The organism is Pararhizobium sp. LjRoot235, assembly GCF_964254145.1.
Classification (GTDB): domain Bacteria; phylum Pseudomonadota; class Alphaproteobacteria; order Rhizobiales; family Rhizobiaceae; genus Pararhizobium.
The window spans coordinates 1,737,246-1,753,091 of record NZ_CAXUSP020000001.1; the positions used below are offsets into that span (position 1 = coordinate 1,737,246).

15 protein-coding genes are annotated in these 15,846 nt (G+C 62.3%); 7 read left to right on the forward strand and 8 right to left on the reverse strand.

What is annotated here, in order from left to right; all coding sequences use genetic code 11:
* Nucleotides 1-39: 39 nt before the first annotated feature.
* The 6 genes from ACSQ2Z_RS08300 to ACSQ2Z_RS08325 form a co-directional block, all read right to left on the reverse strand.
* Complete coding sequence (locus ACSQ2Z_RS08300) at nt 40-1,065, reverse strand: branched-chain amino acid ABC transporter permease (RefSeq protein ID WP_436080760.1); 1,026 nt, start codon at nt 1,063-1,065, stop codon at nt 40-42.
* Nucleotides 1,062-1,973 carry a branched-chain amino acid ABC transporter permease gene (locus tag ACSQ2Z_RS08305; protein ID WP_436080761.1) on the reverse strand — a complete coding sequence of 304 codons (912 nt, stop codon included), beginning with the start codon at nt 1,971-1,973 and terminating at the stop codon, nt 1,062-1,064. Before ACSQ2Z_RS08305 ends, ACSQ2Z_RS08300 begins: the two co-directional genes overlap by 4 nt.
* A complete protein-coding gene (locus tag ACSQ2Z_RS08310; RefSeq protein ID WP_436080762.1) occupies nt 1,970-2,698 on the reverse strand; it encodes an ABC transporter ATP-binding protein in 729 nt (242 codons plus the stop codon). The genes ACSQ2Z_RS08305 and ACSQ2Z_RS08310 overlap by 4 nt, the downstream gene beginning before the upstream one ends.
* Nucleotides 2,695-3,369, reverse strand: a complete 675-nt coding sequence (locus tag ACSQ2Z_RS08315; RefSeq protein ID WP_436083023.1) for an ABC transporter ATP-binding protein — start codon at nt 3,367-3,369, stop codon at nt 2,695-2,697. The genes ACSQ2Z_RS08310 and ACSQ2Z_RS08315 overlap by 4 nt, the downstream gene beginning before the upstream one ends.
* An 88-nt stretch (nt 3,370-3,457) precedes the next feature.
* The gene (locus ACSQ2Z_RS08320) at nt 3,458-4,777 is read right to left on the reverse strand and encodes an ABC transporter substrate-binding protein (RefSeq protein ID WP_436080763.1); all 1,320 of its coding nucleotides are present in this window, start codon (nt 4,775-4,777) and stop codon (nt 3,458-3,460) included.
* Nucleotides 4,778-4,855: 78 nt separating this feature from the next.
* Nucleotides 4,856-6,307 carry an aldehyde dehydrogenase gene (locus ACSQ2Z_RS08325; protein WP_436080764.1) on the reverse strand — a complete coding sequence of 484 codons (1,452 nt, stop codon included), beginning with the start codon at nt 6,305-6,307 and terminating at the stop codon, nt 4,856-4,858.
* A gap of 231 nt (nt 6,308-6,538) precedes the next feature.
* On the opposite strand from ACSQ2Z_RS08325, the gene ACSQ2Z_RS08330 reads away from it, so the two are divergent.
* On the forward strand, nt 6,539-7,438 hold the full coding sequence (locus ACSQ2Z_RS08330) for an AraC family transcriptional regulator (RefSeq protein WP_436080765.1): 900 nt from the start codon (nt 6,539-6,541) through the stop codon (nt 7,436-7,438).
* Between the two features lie 92 nt (nt 7,439-7,530).
* On the opposite strand, the gene ACSQ2Z_RS08335 is transcribed toward ACSQ2Z_RS08330, so the two are convergent.
* On the reverse strand, nt 7,531-8,235 hold the full coding sequence (locus tag ACSQ2Z_RS08335) for a GntR family transcriptional regulator (protein ID WP_436080766.1): 705 nt from the start codon (nt 8,233-8,235) through the stop codon (nt 7,531-7,533).
* A gap of 268 nt (nt 8,236-8,503) precedes the next feature.
* On the opposite strand from ACSQ2Z_RS08335, the gene ACSQ2Z_RS08340 reads away from it, so the two are divergent.
* The 6 genes from ACSQ2Z_RS08340 (at nt 8,504) to ACSQ2Z_RS08365 (ending at nt 15,018) form a co-directional block, all read left to right on the forward strand.
* A complete protein-coding gene (locus ACSQ2Z_RS08340; protein ID WP_436080767.1) occupies nt 8,504-9,592 on the forward strand; it encodes an ABC transporter ATP-binding protein in 1,089 nt (362 codons plus the stop codon).
* A 32-nt stretch (nt 9,593-9,624) separates the two neighbouring features.
* Entirely contained in the window at nt 9,625-10,914 is a 1,290-nt protein-coding gene (locus ACSQ2Z_RS08345; RefSeq protein ID WP_436080768.1) for an ABC transporter substrate-binding protein, read from the forward strand.
* Nucleotides 10,915-11,068: 154 nt separating this feature from the next.
* Nucleotides 11,069-12,013 carry an ABC transporter permease gene (locus tag ACSQ2Z_RS08350; RefSeq protein WP_436080769.1) on the forward strand — a complete coding sequence of 315 codons (945 nt, stop codon included), beginning with the start codon at nt 11,069-11,071 and terminating at the stop codon, nt 12,011-12,013.
* 3 nt (nt 12,014-12,016) lie between these two features.
* Nucleotides 12,017-12,838: an ABC transporter permease gene (locus tag ACSQ2Z_RS08355; protein WP_436080770.1), complete on the forward strand. Its 822-nt coding sequence runs from the start codon at nt 12,017-12,019 to the stop codon at nt 12,836-12,838.
* Nucleotides 12,839-12,844: 6 nt separating this feature from the next.
* Complete coding sequence (locus ACSQ2Z_RS08360) at nt 12,845-13,582, forward strand: aspartate/glutamate racemase family protein (RefSeq protein ID WP_436080771.1); 738 nt, start codon at nt 12,845-12,847, stop codon at nt 13,580-13,582.
* Nucleotides 13,583-13,713: 131 nt separating this feature from the next.
* Nucleotides 13,714-15,018, forward strand: a complete 1,305-nt coding sequence (locus tag ACSQ2Z_RS08365) for a flavin monoamine oxidase family protein (protein ID WP_436080772.1) — start codon at nt 13,714-13,716, stop codon at nt 15,016-15,018.
* Nucleotides 15,019-15,029: 11 nt separating this feature from the next.
* On the opposite strand, the gene ACSQ2Z_RS08370 is transcribed toward ACSQ2Z_RS08365, so the two are convergent.
* Nucleotides 15,030-15,827 carry a DUF1194 domain-containing protein gene (locus ACSQ2Z_RS08370; RefSeq protein WP_436080773.1) on the reverse strand — a complete coding sequence of 266 codons (798 nt, stop codon included), beginning with the start codon at nt 15,825-15,827 and terminating at the stop codon, nt 15,030-15,032.
* Nucleotides 15,828-15,846: the final 19 nt, after the last annotated feature.

Below are 15,846 nucleotides of genomic sequence, written 5' to 3' on the forward strand. Positions count from 1 at the left end.
AGTTCACCTTTCGCAAGAGAGTCCGGGCCGCCGGGCATGTCATTGTTTCCATTGAATCTTGGTCGGCCCCGGAAGTTTCAGCCGGTAGCCGACGGGAAGAAGTTGCAGGTCGAAGCGGCGCTCGATTTCGCCCCAGAGACCGCGTGGAAGATAGAGGGAGAAGATCACGGCGGTGGCCCCAAGGCCGATCAGGTACCAAACGCCGAGCGAGCCGAAGAAGGTCTCGATGATGAAGAACAGCATAGCGCCGAGGATCGCGCCCTCGAACTTGCCAATGCCGCCGACCAGCACCATGAAAATCATGTAGGCGGTCCATTGAACACTGAAATAGGTCTTCGGCTGGAAGGTCGTGGCTGATGCCAGCCACAGCCCGCCGGCAACGGCGATGCCGAAGGCGGCAAGCACGAACAGCAGGCGCTTGGTGCCGATGACATGCACGCCGACGGAGGCGGCCGCGTCCTCATTGTCGCGGATCGCCTGGATTGCCGCACCGGCGCGGCTGCGCAGCAGGGCAAAGAGGATGCCGAGAAGGGCTGCCATCGAGGCGAGCGCCAGCCAGTAGATGACCGCACGGCGGGTACCGCTGTCATAGGCGTTCAGCGAGATCAGCGAGGTACCGGTCTCGCCCTGGATCAGCCGGTCGAGATTGACCAGCATATGCGTCAGCGCCGAGATTACCCACATGCCGATGGCGAACTCGCCGCCCTTCAGGCGCAGCATGAAGAGCGAAAGGGGCAGTGAGATTGCGCCGGTGATGAGGGCGGCGGCAAACAGCGAGAGGAAAGGGTTCAGCCCGGCATCGGCAAGGCGGATCGTAAAATAGGCGCCGAGGCCGAAGAACACCTGTTGCCCGACCGAAACAAGGCCGCCGAAGCCGGCAAGCGCATTCCACATCGCGGCGAGGATGACGTAGACGAACAGCGCCGTCATCCGGTCGACCGCACCCGCACCGAGAACGAGCGGCGCAAGGGCGAGGAGGCAGAGCACCGCCGCCATGGTCGACAGGGCAAGACGGGATGACCGGGTCGAGCGTTCGATGGAAATGTCGTTGGCGAGAGCTGTCATGTCTTGCTCCGAAGCGGTAGGCGGATTTTTCCGATGCCGGCCCGGCCGACGATGGGCACGCCGGTCAGGAACAGCCGGGCGAAGAGCGCCAGGAGGAAGGCGATGTGGCCGCCGATCAGGAAGCCCTGCGGGTGGAATTGGGCGCCGAGCGACTGGGCAAGGCCAAGCACGATGCCGCCGATGAGCGTGCCCCACAGCGATCCGGCACCGCCGATGACGGCTGCCTCAAAGGCGAAGAGCAGTTGCGGGCCGCCGGAATAGGGATCGAAGGTCGCCCGCATGCCGAGGAAGGCACCGGCTATGCCGACCGTGACCATGGCGATTGCGGCGGCCAGTGCATTGACCTTGCGGGCGTCGATGCCGACGAGACCGGCCGTGTCCGGGTCCTCCGCCGTTGCGCGGATGGCGCGGCCGAGGGCAAAGCGGCTGAGGAAGAACTGCAGGCCACCAAGCAGGGCAATGGCTGTTACCATCATCAGGACGGCGAGCTTGCCGACATAGATGCCGCCCGGCAATTCCCAGCTGTCATAGGACAGGCTGCCGATGAACGGGGCCAGCGAGCGCGTATCGGCGCCGAACTGCTCGAACAGCAGGTTGTCGATGACAATGGCGAGACCGAAGGTGGTGAGGATCGGCAGAAGCCCACCGCCGCGGGCGCTGCGCTCGAGCAGATAGCGCTGCAGCAGCCAGCCGGCCGCCGCCATGACCGGCAGCACGATCAGCAGCCCGGCAAAGGGCGGGATCCCGAACATGGAGGCGAGCAGCCACAGACCATAGCCCGACGCGACCGCCAGGCTGCCATGGGCGAGATTGATGATCCGCATGACGGAGAACATGAAGGACAGGCCGCAGGCGATAACGGCATAATAGCCGCCGAGCAGGATGCCCTGGATCAGGGTGTCGATCACGATGCCGTCCTCCCGGTGCTTGTCCGATGTAGCCCGAAATAGGCCTCGGTGATCTGGTCGCGGGTGACGCCGCGTATCGGTTTGTCCAGCACAATGCGGCCTTCCAGCATGCAGATGACGCGGTTGGCGACCGCCATGGCACGGCCGAGATCCTGCTCGACCAGCACGATGGTGGTGCCCGAGGTGAGCAGCGACTGGAGTTGAGCATAGACGCGATCAACGACCAGCGGCGAAAGGCCGAGCGAGACTTCGTCGAGCAGAAGAACATCGGGATTGCTCATCAGTGCCCGGCCGATCGCCGTCGCCTGCTGCTCGCCGCCGGAGAGATGGCCGGTCTTGGCATGGCGGCGGGGGACGAGGTTGGGGAAGGCGTCGAATATGCGATCGATGGTCCAGTCGCCCTGGCGGCCGGCGGTTTTCCCGAGCAACAGGTTTTCCTCGACCGTCATCTGCGAAAACAACTTACGGCCTTCCGGCACCAGCGCGATGCCCATGGCGATGCGCTTGTGCGAGGGGACGGCGGCAAGGTCGTCATCGCCGAGCAGGATGCGGCCGGATGCCGGCAGATGGGCGCCGGCGATAGAGCGCAGAAGCGTCGTTTTGCCAGCGCCATTGGCGCCGACCAGCGCCAGCACGTCGCCCTTGGCGAGATCGAAGCTGACGTCGCGTACCGCCTGCAGCAGACCGTGGCGAACCTCGAGATTGCGGATGGAGATGAGGCTCATGCGGGTGCGCCTCCGAGGTAGGCCTTGACCACGGCAGCATCGCCCATGACCGTCTTAGGCTCGCCGTCGGCGATGATGCGGCCGGCATCCATGCAGATCAGCCGTTCGGCGACCTGCAGCAGGATATGGACGATATGCTCGATCCAGACGATGCCGATGCCGCGGCGGCGCAGTTCGAGGATCGTGCCGACCAGCTCTTGAGCCTCGCCATCGGTCAGGCCGCCGCCGATCTCGTCGAGCAGCATCAACTTCGGCTTCGTCGCCAGCGCCCGCGCAAGCTCCAACCGTTTGCGATCGAGCAGGCCGAGCGTATCGGCCTGACGGTTGGCGACGCCGCGCATGCCGCAGAGCGTCAGCGAATCGACCGCGCTCTCATAAGCCTCGTCGCGGCTGGCCGCACCGCCATGGGTCGCGGCAACAAGGACGTTTTCGAAGGCCGTCATGCCGCTGAAGGGTTTTGGAACCTGATGGGTGCGCACGAGGCCGAGGCGGCAGCGGTTCGCCGCCGCTTGCGCGGTGACGTCGCGGCCGTCGAAACGGACCGTTCCGGCGCTTGGCGGGAAGGCGCCTGCGAGCAAGCTCAGGAGCGTCGTCTTGCCGGCACCGTTCGGACCGACAATGCCGACCGCATCCGCCTGGCTCATGGAGAAATGGACATTGTCGAGAACCACGAGCGCCCCAAAGCGCTTGTGGATCCCCTTCGCCGAGAGAAAGGGTTCTCCCGGCGGTGTCTTCCTGACTTGCTGCCGCACGGGACTGTTATCCATTATAGGGAACAGTCTTGACCCCCACCGGCACATTCGGATCGGTGGCATTTTCCGTGACGACGTAATCGAGTGTGAATTTGCTGCCTTCCGGCGCCTTGACCCATTGCGCGCCGATGATCGGGCCGGGCGAGACATTGGCCACTGGTCCGTTGGTGAAATCCACCTTTCCGGCGATCGTGGTCGTCTGCAGGGTGCTCAGCGCCTTGGCGACGGCTTCCTTGTTCTTCGCGTCGGTTGCCGCTTTCAGGGCTTCGAAGCCGGCGTCGAGCAGCGACAGGCTGGCGCCAAGCTGCTGCGTCCATTGCTTGCCGCTCGTCTCCTCATAGCCATCGGCAAGTTCGCTGCCGGAGACACCGGTCAGCGAGGACTTGTAAGGGAACGCCTTGTGCCAATAGGCGGCGCTGCAGATGTTGAAGCCGAGATCGCCGAGTGCCTCGATGTCGGAGGGGAAGAGGCCGGTCTTCGCCACCTGGCAGATCTTGACCTGGCGGGTGAGGCCCTGCTGGGCCGCCTGACGCCAGAAAGCGGCGAAATCCGGAGGGATCGGGAAGGAATTGAAGATTTCGACGCCTTCCTGCTTGAACAGGGCAATCTGGGCGGAAAAGTCCGTGGTGCCGGTCTCATAGGCGCCGGGATCGACGATCGTGAAACCTTCCTTGGCAAGAAGCGGCGCCAGATTGGCGCGGATGGCGTTGCCGTCGGCGTCGTTCGGATACATGACGCCGACCTTCTTATTGGTCTCGATCAGGTTCCATTGCGAGACATAGGTCTTGAAGAACTCGTGGACGCCGAAGCCGAAATGATAGGTCCATTTAAACGGCGAGGGTGCGCCCGGCTTGGCGCCGCGGCCGAAATACCAGGCTTCCCAGGGCATGACGGTGGAGAGGCAGGGGACACCGGCCGCTTCGCAGGCGTCGGCCACCGGGTTGATGGTTTCCGGGGTGGAAACGGCGAGCATGAGGTCGATACCCTGGTTGTTGATCAGGTCCTTCGCCAATTGGCCGGCGCGGGACGGGTCGGACTGGGTATCCTGATCGAGGATCTCCACCTGGAATGTCTTGCCGCCAGCCTGGAAGCCGGATGCCAAAGCCTTGCGGGCAAGGTCGAGCACGTAGCCGTCGGTCTGGCCGAAGCCGGCGAGCGGGCCGGTGCGGGGGCTGATGAAACCGACCTTCAGCGTCTCGCCGCTCTGGGCGAAAGCCGTGCGACCGGAGAGCGCCAGCGCTGCTCCGCCTGCCGCCGTCGCGGCGATGAAAGAGCGGCGCGTCAAGGCTGATGGATCGAATGTTCCGTTGCGGAAAGTGCCGTTCATGAAAATTTCCTCCGAGTTTGCGGGGCTTCCCAGCCCGTTCGCATGTCCATGTCCGCCGATGCTGCGCCACCTCCCGGCTCAGATCGGGTAGTCCCTTTTGCCCGATGCCAGCGCGATCCAGCGCAGTTCGGTGAATTCGTCGATCACCGCCTTGCCGCCGAAGCGGCCATAGCCGCTCGACTTGACGCCGCCGAAGGGCATTTGAGGCTCGTCGAAGACGGTCGCCTCGTTGATGTGGCAGATGCCAGATTCGAGCCGCTTGGCGATGGCCAGCGCCGCGTTGATGTCGCGACTGAAGACGGCCGAGGAGAGGCCGTATTCATTGTCGTTGGCGACCGTCACCGCTTCATCGGCACTGCTGACGCGGATGATGGCAGCGACCGGCCCGAAACTTTCCTCACGATAGATGCGCATGGCCGGTGTCACGTGATCGACGACGGTTGCATCCATCAGCGTGCCGTTGGCAAGGCCGCCGCAGACGAGGACCGCGCCTTTCTGCAATGCGTCGTCGACGAGACCCTTCACGCGCCGCACGGCCTCGGCGTTGATCAGCGAGCCGAGTGGTGTGTTGCCATCCTTCGGGTTGCCGGCAATGAGGGTTTCGGCCTTCGTCCGGAACTTGCCGACGAATTCGTCGGCGATCTCGTCCATGAGGATGATCCGCTCCGTCGACATGCAGATCTGGCCCTGGTTCATGAAGGCGCCGAAGGCGGCGGCGCGGACCGCTTCGTCGATATCGGCGTCGGTAAGCACGATGAACGGCGCCTTGCCGCCGAGTTCGAGCAGGCAGCGCTTCAGATGCCGGGCGCAGGTTTCGGCGATGATGCGGCCGACGCGGGTGGAGCCGGTAAAATTGACACGGCGGACGGCCGGATGGGCGATCAGCGCCTCGACCACGGCGGCCGCATCCTTCGGCGCATTGGTGACGACACTGACGACGCCGCGCGGAAAACCGGCTGCGCGCATGACGTCACCGATCAGGCAATGGGTCTTCGGGCAAAGTTCGGAGGCTTTGAGAACCACGGTGTTGCCGCAGGCGAGCGGCATGGCGATGGCACGGGCGCCAAGGATGATCGGTGCGTTCCAGGGCGCGATGCCGACGCAGACCCCGGCCGGCTGGCGCACGGCCATGGCCAGACTGCCCGGAATACCGGAGGGGATGATTTCGCCGGTGACCTGCGTGGTCATTGCCGCGGCTTCCCGCAGGATATCGGCGCCAAGGCTGCAGTTGATCGCGGCCCATTGGGCGGTGGCACCGGTTTCGCCGGTCATGGCGGCGATGAAATCCGACGTGCGGGCGTTGAGGATATCGGCGGCGGTATTCAGCAGCCTGCGCCGTTCGCCGGGTCTGGTTTCCGACCAGTCCGGGAACGCGGCGGCGGCGGCATTGGCGGCCTTCGCCATGTCGGTGACCGAGCCCGCCGGGGCGATCGTCGCAACATCGCCGGTCAGCGGATCGATACGTTCGAAGGTGGATGCATCGGACGCATCCATCGCCTCGTCGTTAATCATGAGCTTTGCCACAAACATTGTCTTCACCCAATCCGGCAGGCCAGGCCTGCTTCTGCCATGGGAGAACGCGCACGAACGGGACGGGCCAAGCCGGCCGCTTCGTGATGTCCAGGTCTGTCGAGGTGCCTCCTCCCAAAGGCGTGTGAGAAGAGACTACGCTGATCGTCCGTGGATGGAATGAGAATTTTTGGGTTAATATTGTAATTATATGGCGATTGGCGCATGTTTTGGCCTGATAGAGGGACATGTTTGACGATGGACGGAGGCATTCATCATCATGCGCGGGGGGAATGGCGGGAACCGTCGCTTTCGCATCGGCGCATCCGCTTTCAAAAAGGGCTGTATGCCGATTTTCATCATTTCTTCCTTTTGACGGAGGGAGAGGCCGAGCTTGATTTCGACGACGGAGAGCATCGTCGACTTAATGGTCCGGCGTTTGCCTTCCTGCCGCCGCTGGCGCGCTGCGAGGTTTCGATCGCCGCCGGGGCCGAGGCCTATCTGATCGGCGCGTCGCCGCAGATCATCGTCGATGCGATCGGCGACAAGATGGAATCCTATTCACTGCGCATTTTCATCGAACAGCCGAAGTTGCTCGAAGAGCCGGACGCGGTGGCGGTCCATGAGATCACTCCGCTGATTTCAGGCTTCGTGCGGGAACTCAGCGATCCGTCCCGCGCCTCCTGGATGGTCGTGTCCGCCTATATGCGGCTGCTGCTGATGGCTGTGTGGCGCATATCCGGCGGCGAGAAGGCTGAGCAGCGCGGGCGCGGTGAAAGCGGCTCGATCCTGCAGAGATACCGGCAACTGGTGGAGGTGTGGTTTCGCCAGCACCGGCCGATCAGCGACTATGCCGCGGAACTGGGTGTCACGGCCGATCGGCTGCATTCGATCTGCCAGAGGGCGCTCGGCCGCTCGCCGATCCAGCTTCTGCACGAGCGGGTGGTGCAGGAGGCGAAGCTCAGGCTGGAGCGGTCGGCCCGCAATATTCAGGAAATCTCCGACAGTCTCGGTTTTCGCGATCCGACCTATTTCAGCCATTTCTTCAAGCGCAAGACCGGGCATTCTCCGGCCGGTTATCGTGAGATTGCCCGCGCTTCGGCGGGTTCTGAAAACAGTGTCCTGTCTTCCGGTTACGCTGACTGGCCCTGAAATATGGAAAGGGCGATGCGCGGCCCCGCGATGTGTCGCTTCCGAATAGCGTGGATTTGTTGGCACGAAGCCTCACGCCAACGGGCTGAAAATCAGAGTTTGAAGGCTTCCCGGAGATCGCTGCTCTTGTTCTCGCGCATGTCGAGATCGGCCTCGATATGGTCGATGTGGTGGATCATCAGGTGGCAGGCATGGTCGAGATCGCCGCGCTCGATCGCCGTGACGATGTCCTGATGCTCCTGATGGCCACAGCTTGATATGGCCGATTGCCCGTAGAGCGCGATGACGAGCGATGAGCGGGCAACGAGTTCGTCCATGAAACGCTGCATGACGGCGTTGCCGGTCATCGAGGCCAGCATCAGGTGGAAATCGCCGGACGCCTTGATCTCGGCGCGGCGGGCCGTGTGGCCGCGTTCACCCATCAGCCGGCCTTCTTCCATCAGCAATTGCCCCAGGTGCTGCAGATGCGAAGGACCCATATGCTTGGCGGCCTCGCGAAGGATGCCCGGCTCGATCAGCCGGCGCGTGGCAAATATCTGCCTTGCTTCTTCGGGCGACGGGTAGGCAACGAAGGCGCCGCGATTTTTCTCGACATTGACAAGGCCCTCATAGGCGAGCGCCTGCAGCGCGCCGCGCACGAGGGTGCGGCTGACATTGAACAGCGCACCGACATCCGCCTCCGATAGCTTGGTGCCGGGAGCGAGCCTGCGGTCGACGATCGCATCTCGGATGGAATCGCGGATAGATTGTGTGCTGACGTCGATCTGATCGTTGGCGGGAACTGCTGCGGTTTTCATCAAGGCTCATTCCGGGTTCTGCGCCGCATATTATCGTGGTTTTTGTATAAAGTGAATCGGGATTTTGTGCTCATGTGAATGGTGAAATTGTATACGATGTTTTGCGCATATTGCAGACAAACGCATATATTTTAAGCAAGACCCAACGTGCAAAAATTTTGCGGCATTCCGGGCGGTTCGTAATAATAGATACATTTCAATTGCTTATAATTTCATCTCCGGTCTGGCACGCGGGATGCATTGAATACTCCGTCACAGGAGAGACTGGATGTCCAAAGCGGCAGAAATCGATATTGTATCCGTTTCCAAGGTTTATGGCAGCACAACTGCCGTGCATTCCATCAGTCTGAAAATACCCTCCGGCAGTTATTGCTGCTTTCTTGGTCCGTCCGGTTGCGGCAAGACCTCGACGCTCAGGATGATTGCCGGGCACGAGAGCATTTCGTCGGGAGACGTCCGTCTCGGCAGCACCGTCGTTACCGACCTGCCGCCGGCCAAGCGCGGCACGGCGATGATGTTCCAGTCCTATGCGCTGTTTCCGCATCTCGACCTCGTCGACAACGTCGCCTTCAGCCTGAAGATGAAAGGGGTCGAAAAGGAGGAGCGTCGTGCCAAGGCGCTGGAAATGCTGAAGCTGATGCAGATGGTGCCCTATGCCAACCGGCGACCGGCCCAGCTTTCCGGCGGCCAGCAGCAGCGCGTGGCGCTCGCCCGCGCGTTGATCACCGATCCGGAGGCGCTTCTTCTCGATGAGCCGCTGTCGGCGCTCGATCCGTTCCTGAAGATCCGCATGCGGGCGGAACTGAAGAAGCTGCAGAAGAGCCTCGGCATCACCTTCGTGCATGTCACCCATAGCCAGGAAGAGGCGATGGCGCTGGCCGATATCATCGTCATCATGAATGACGGGCGCATCGAGCAGGCGGCGCATCCGCGCGAGGTGTTCGAACGTCCGGCCACCGCCTTCGTCGCCCGCTTTATGGGCGATCACAATGTTCTCACCGGCCGGGTCGTCGAAAGTAGCGATGGGAAGGTGACGCTGGAAGTGGCCGAGGGGCAAAAATTCACCGTCGCAGGTCCGGCCCAGGCGCTGGGATCGCCGATCGATATCGGCGTTCGCACGGACCGCGTCCGCCTCGCGGCGCCATCGGAAAAGACGCTCGGCTTCCACGGCATCGTGTCCAACGTCGAATATCGAGGGGCTTCCGTGAAAATCACCGTTCTCGGCGCCGGCAGCGACGATTTTACCGTTATCGCCACCGACGCGGATTATTTCGAAAAACCCGTATCGGTGGGCGATGCGGTGCCGCTGAGCTGGGGCCTGGATGATGCGGTGCTTCTCGGTCGCGTGGCCGCCTAATCCTTTATCAACATCAAAAAGAGGGAACTGACATGACAACTGAAAGCAAGACTCCAAAGGGAATTTCAAGGCGCGGCCTCTTGAAGTCCGGTGCCGCGGCGACCGGCGCCGTCATCGGTTCCGGCCTGATCACCGGCTTCCCGACCATCTGGGCGCAGAACCCGATCACGCTGCGCCAGTTCGGCACCGGCGTTTCGAACATCAATGCGATCGCCGAGAAGTGCAAGGCCGACCTCGGCATCACGCTGGAGATGACGGCGACCGACTCGGATGCAGCTGCCCAGCGCGCCGTTACCCAGCCGGACTCTTATGACATCGCCGACATCGAATACTGGATCCTCAAGAAGGTGTTTCCGGCCGGCGTCATCCAGCCGATGGATATCAAGAAACTGAAATATTACGACAAGATCGTCCCGCTGTTCAAAACCGGCAAGCTGAAGCCGGACAGCGTCATTGCGCAGGGTACCGCGCCGCATACGGTCGGCTTCGTGGAAGCGCCGGGTGACAAGACTTTTGCCAAGGGCGAAACGCAGTTCTTCACCATGGTCCCGACCATCTACAATGCCGACACGCTCGGCATCCGTCCGGACCTCGTCGGCCGCGACATCACCTCCTGGGCCGATATCATGGACCCGGCTTTCAAGGGCAAGACCTCGATCCTCAACATCCCGTCGATCGGCATCATGGATGCGGCGATGATCATGGAGGCCATGGGCAACATCAAATATGCCGACAAGGGCAACATGACCAAGGAAGAGATCGACGCAACGATCGAATTCCTGATCAAGGCCAAGCAGGACGGCCAGTTCCGAGCCTTCTGGAAGTCGTTCGATGAATCCGTCAACCTGATGGCGTCGGGCGAAGTCGTGATCCAGTCCATGTGGTCGCCGGCCGTCGCCGCCGTCCGCTCAAAGGGCATCGCCTGCAAGTATCAGCCGCTCAAGGAAGGCTACCGCTCGTGGGGCGGTGGTCTCGGACTTGCTGCCCATCTCGAAGGCGCACAGCTCGATGCGGCCTACGAGTACATCAACTGGTATACGTCCGGCTGGGTCGGCGGTTACCTCAACCGGCAGGGCTACTATTCGGCCGCCATGGACACGGCCAAGGAATTCATGAGCGCCGACGAATGGGGCTACTGGATCGAAGGCAAGCCGGCTGAGGGCGATATCATGTCGCCGGAAGGCAAGGTCATGGAGAAGGCAGGCGCGGTGCGCGACGGCGGCTCGTTCGAAGAGCGCATGGGCAAGGTCGCGTGCTGGAACTCGGTGATGGACGAGGACCGCTATATGGTCAAGCGCTGGAACGAGTTCATCGCTGCTTAACGGGAATGCCCCTCACCCTAGCCCTCTCCCCGTAAACGGGGCGAGGGGACGACGGAGGTTGCCGCTTCTTCCTTCTCCCCGCTTGCGGGGAGAAGGTGCCCGACAGGGCGGATGAGGGGCCTGCCTCCTTAAATCAACTCGCCGCCATACGGAAATGAACCGGAGACAAGACGTGACAGCAGCCATCACGGAAGAGCCCCCGCAACTCGCGGCGCCCGCCAAGCCTGCCTTCGCTGCCAGCATCGGCAAGATTGCGGCCGCTGTTGCGTCCTATCTGCAGGCGGCACCGCTTATGCTGATCCTCGGTTTCTTCTTCCTGCTGCCAATCCTGATGATCGCCGTCGTCAGCTTCTGGGATTACGACTTTGCCGGGCTCTACCCGGACTTCCTGACGATGAACTACACCGATACGCTCGGTTCCTGGGTCACCTGGAAAACCTATCTGAACACGTTGAAATATACGGCGCTGGTATGGGGACTGACGCTGGCGATCGGCTTCTGGGTCGCCTATTTCCTTGCCTTCCACGTGCGCACGACCACCATGCAGATGGTGCTTTTTCTCGTCTGTACCGTGCCCTTCCTCACCTCCAACATCATCCGGATGATTTCCTGGATCCCGGTGCTGGGTCGAAACGGTCTCGTCAATTCGACGCTGATCGAAATGGGCCTCATTCCGGCCCCGATCGAATGGCTGCTCTATTCCGATTTCGCCGTGGTGCTCGCCATGGTGCATCTCAACACGCTGTTCATGGTGACGCCGATCTTCAACACGCTGATGCGTATCGACAAGTCGCTGATCGAGGCAGCGCGCGACGCCGGAGCGAACGGCTGGCAGATCCTCTGGAACGTCATCCTGCCGCTGGCAAAGCCCGGCATCGCCATCGGCTCGATCTTCGTCGTGACGCTGGTCATGGCGGATTTTTCGACGGTGCAGGTGATGTCCGGCGGGCAGAGCGCGTCGGTCGCGCTGATGATGAAGAACCAGATGTCGCTCTTGCAGTATCCGGCCGCCGCCGCCAATGCCGTCGTGCTTCTGATCGTCGTGCTTCTCATGGTCGCCGCCATCCTGCGCGTCGTCGATATCCGCAAGGAGCTTTGAGCCATGTCCCATGAAAAGCGCACGCTGGAATTCTACGTGCTGGCGATCTTCTTCGCTCTGTTCGTCTTTTTCCTCTACGGCCCGCTATCGGCCGTTCTCATCCTGTCCTTCCAGGGGCCGGACGGGGGCCTGACCTTTCCGCTCAACGGCGTCTCGGTGCACTGGTTCTACAATCTTTTCGAACAGCAGGCGGTCGGCGATTTCGGGGCATCCTTCAAGCGGTCCTTCTCGCTCGGCGTGATGGTGATGGTGGTGAACGTGCTCGTTTCGCTGCTTGCCGGTCTTGCCTTCCGCCGCAAGTTCAGGGGTTCGACGGTACTGTTCTACCTGACGGTCGCAAGCCTCGTCGTGCCATCGATCATCATCTCGCTCGGCATCGGCGTCGTCTTTCAGCAACTCGGTCTGAAACCCGCCTGGTATTCCTCGGCTTTCGGCGCCCATCTGACCTGGACGCTGCCGTTCGGCGTGCTGATCATGTTTGCCGTGTTCAACCGGTTCTCGCCCTCCTACGAGGAAGCGGCCCGCGATCTCGGCGCGACCTCGTGGCAGACCTTCCGGCATGTGCTCCTGCCGATGATCGCGCCGAGCCTGATCGGCGTCGGCCTGTTCGGCTTCACGCTGTCTTACGATGAATTCGCCCGCACGCTGATGACATCAGGCACCTACAATACGCTGCCGCTTGAAATCTACGGCATGACGACGAACGTAACGACGCCGGTGCTCTATGCGCTCGGCACGGTTACGACGCTCTTTTCCTTCTCCATCATCCTCCTGGCGCTTGCGATCATCCTGGTGATGCGCCGCAGGCAAGCAAAACTGGTCTGATCCCGCATGCGCATTCTTGTCGTCAATCCCAACACCACCCGCTCCATGACGGAAAAGGCGGCAGAGGCCGCCCGCGCCGTCGCCGGTCCCGGAACCGAAATCATCGCGGCCACGGCGCAAATGGGGCCGGTGTCGATCGAAGGGCACTATGACGGTGCGCTTGCGTTGCCCGGCCTGCTTGCCGAGATCAGGCAAGCCGAAGACGCGGGCGTGCAGGCTGCCGTCATCGCCTGTTTTGACGATACCGGGCTCGACGCCGCCCGCTCTTTGGCCGGCTTTCCCGTGCTCGGCCTCTGCGAGTCCGCCCTGGTGACGGCCGGATTTCTCGCCCAGCGCTTTACCGTTGTGACGACGCTGGAGCGCTCGCGCGTGTTGCTTGAGAATCTCTCGCGCCACTATGGGTTCGGCGGCCGGGCAAAGGTCCGTGCGGCGGACATCCCGGTGCTGGAACTGGAGGATCCAATGTCTGGCGCGCTCGGCAAGCTGCGCTTCCAGATCGAATTGGCGCTGGAACAGGATGGCGCCGAAGCGATCGTGCTCGGCTGCGCCGGTATGGCCGATCTCGCCCGCAGCCTGCAGGAGGAATATGGCGTGCCTGTCATCGATGGGGTTTCGGCGGCAGTCAAACAGGCCGAAGCGCTGATTGCCCAGCGGCTGACGACGAGCAAGCGCGGGTCCTATGCGACGCCGCTCGCGAAGGTATATGCGGGGGCGATGGGGGCGTTCGCGCCAGGCGCGGTCTGATCTCTCTTTGAGCGAGATGTCAGGAAGTGATAGAGCAGGTAACATCCTTGCTTGAGGCCCTGCCGCTGCGTCCGGCTAAGGGAGCGGAAGGCGACAAGGCCAAATCCTGAACGCGACCGGCGAGCCCACTTGTGAGTGAATTTGATACAGATGTGATCGTAGTCGGGGCCGGCTTTACCGGCCTTTCGGCCGCGGATGTGCTCGTTTCCGCGGGGCTCGATGTCATCGTGCACGAGGCGAGGGATCGGGTTGGCGGACGCGTGGAATCGGCGGCCTTTTCGGATGGTGTGCGGGTCGACACGGGCGGTCAGTTCATCTGTGACGAGATGCCGGAAATCATCGCGCTGACGCGCCGGTTTGGCAAAGTCCTCGCCGAGACGCCTATGGAGGGCGCCTTCCTGGTACAGCGCGATTCCAAATCCATGGAAACCGGTTACACTTTTGAGGAATCGGGCCGTATCCGGGCGAGGGCAAACAGGATCGACCCCCACGATCCTGCTATCGCCGGGCTGACGGCGGGGGCGTGGCTTGCTCGGCAGAGCGATCGACCGGATGCCAAGGCTGGCTATCAGGCGATGGTCGAGGGGCTCTGGTGCCGCCCGATCGGCGAAATTCCGCTCTGGTACCTGATCGACAATGATCGGCGCACCACAAGCAACGGCAATGAGCTGCAATATTTCGTCGAAGGAACGATACATGCCGTTGCCGAGGCCTTGGCGGCAAGTCTTGGTGCCTGCTTGCAGCTTGATACGGCCGTCATGCATATTGCGAGACGGGATGAATCGGTGACGGTCACCACGGGCAATCGTGACGTGTTCAGGGCACGGCAGGTTATCATTGCGGTGCCGCCGGTAATGGCGTCGCGGATCGCCCACGAGCCAGATCTGCCGAAGCCGCTGATCGATGCATTTGCTGCCTGGAAAAGCGGCACCGTCATCAAGACGTTTGTCCGCTACGAGCGGCCGTTCTGGCGCGATCGTGGATTGAGCGGCATGGTGCTGTGGCGCGATGTCCTCGGTCTTTTCGCCTGCGACGTCAGCAGCGATCAAGCGTCGGCGCTGGTCGTGTTCACGGGAGGGCCGCTGGCTGCCCAATGGAGCGGCAAGGGGGCTGGGTTCGTCCAGGCCGAAATCATCCGCCGGCTCGTCGCGGCGCTGGGCAGCGAGGCCGGAGACTATACGGATTTGCGGATGCGCGACTGGGTCGACGATCGCTGGAGCGGCGGAGGCTATAGCGACGTCATCACCGACCTTTCTGCCTTCGACGCGGAAACGATGCTTCGGGCTGGTGCACCGCCCGTGCATTTTGCCGCCTCGGAACTGGCACCGTCCTTTCCTGCTTACATCGAAGGTGCGATCGTCGCTGGCCGCGCGGTCGCCGAGCGCGTGCTGGCGGCTCTGCAGTCAGAAGATCAGTCAGCAACCGCCACCAACTGATTTGCAATCCTCTACCGGTCCAGTTCGGGATAGACCCGATCGAGGAAACCGGGGCGCAGCTTCTCGCCGATCAGGCAGTCGCTCGAAGGGGTCGCCTGGACAGGAACGACCTGTTCCGCGGGTCGCCGGCGGCTCACCTCCATCACCAGTTTTTGGCGGATCGCCACGCCGAAATCCTCCGATCGGCGAACCGGCAGCACGAAGGAACCGGGGCCGCCGATGACACAGTCAGCATAATACCGGTCCAGTGATCCGGCGCTGCCGGACGGCCGGATGATGATGGCAAGGCCATTGATGATGGTACCGCTCGCGACCGCCGCATCGCGGGCGGGATCGACCGGCGGGCCGAGATTGTTGGGGCCGTCGCCGGACACATCGATCACCCGGCGCATCGCATCATAGGGATTGGCGGCAATAAGTTTCGACGCAAAGGCGAGCGCGTTGGAAATCGATGTACCCCGCCGCGTGTAAACCGGCCGGGCCGCAATACGCTCGGCGAAAGCTGCGGCATCCTTGGCGTCAGCGATCAACTGCCAGCCGACCAGCGAGGTTTCGTTGACGCTGCCTGCCCATTCGAAATAGCTGATGGCGATGCGGCCGTTGAGACCGGCGGTTACCGCATTGATGAAATCCGCATGGCGCAGGGCTTCCACGTAGCCCATGCGCTGCACGCCCGCTTCCTCGATATCCATCGAACCGGACATATCGACGGCGAGCACGAGCGCTACATCTACCTGGGTGTTGCTCGCGGCCGGGGTGACGGCAGCAGCGCCCGAGAGACTAAAAAGTATCGCAAGTGTCGTGAACATCATGTCGTCCAATCACTGC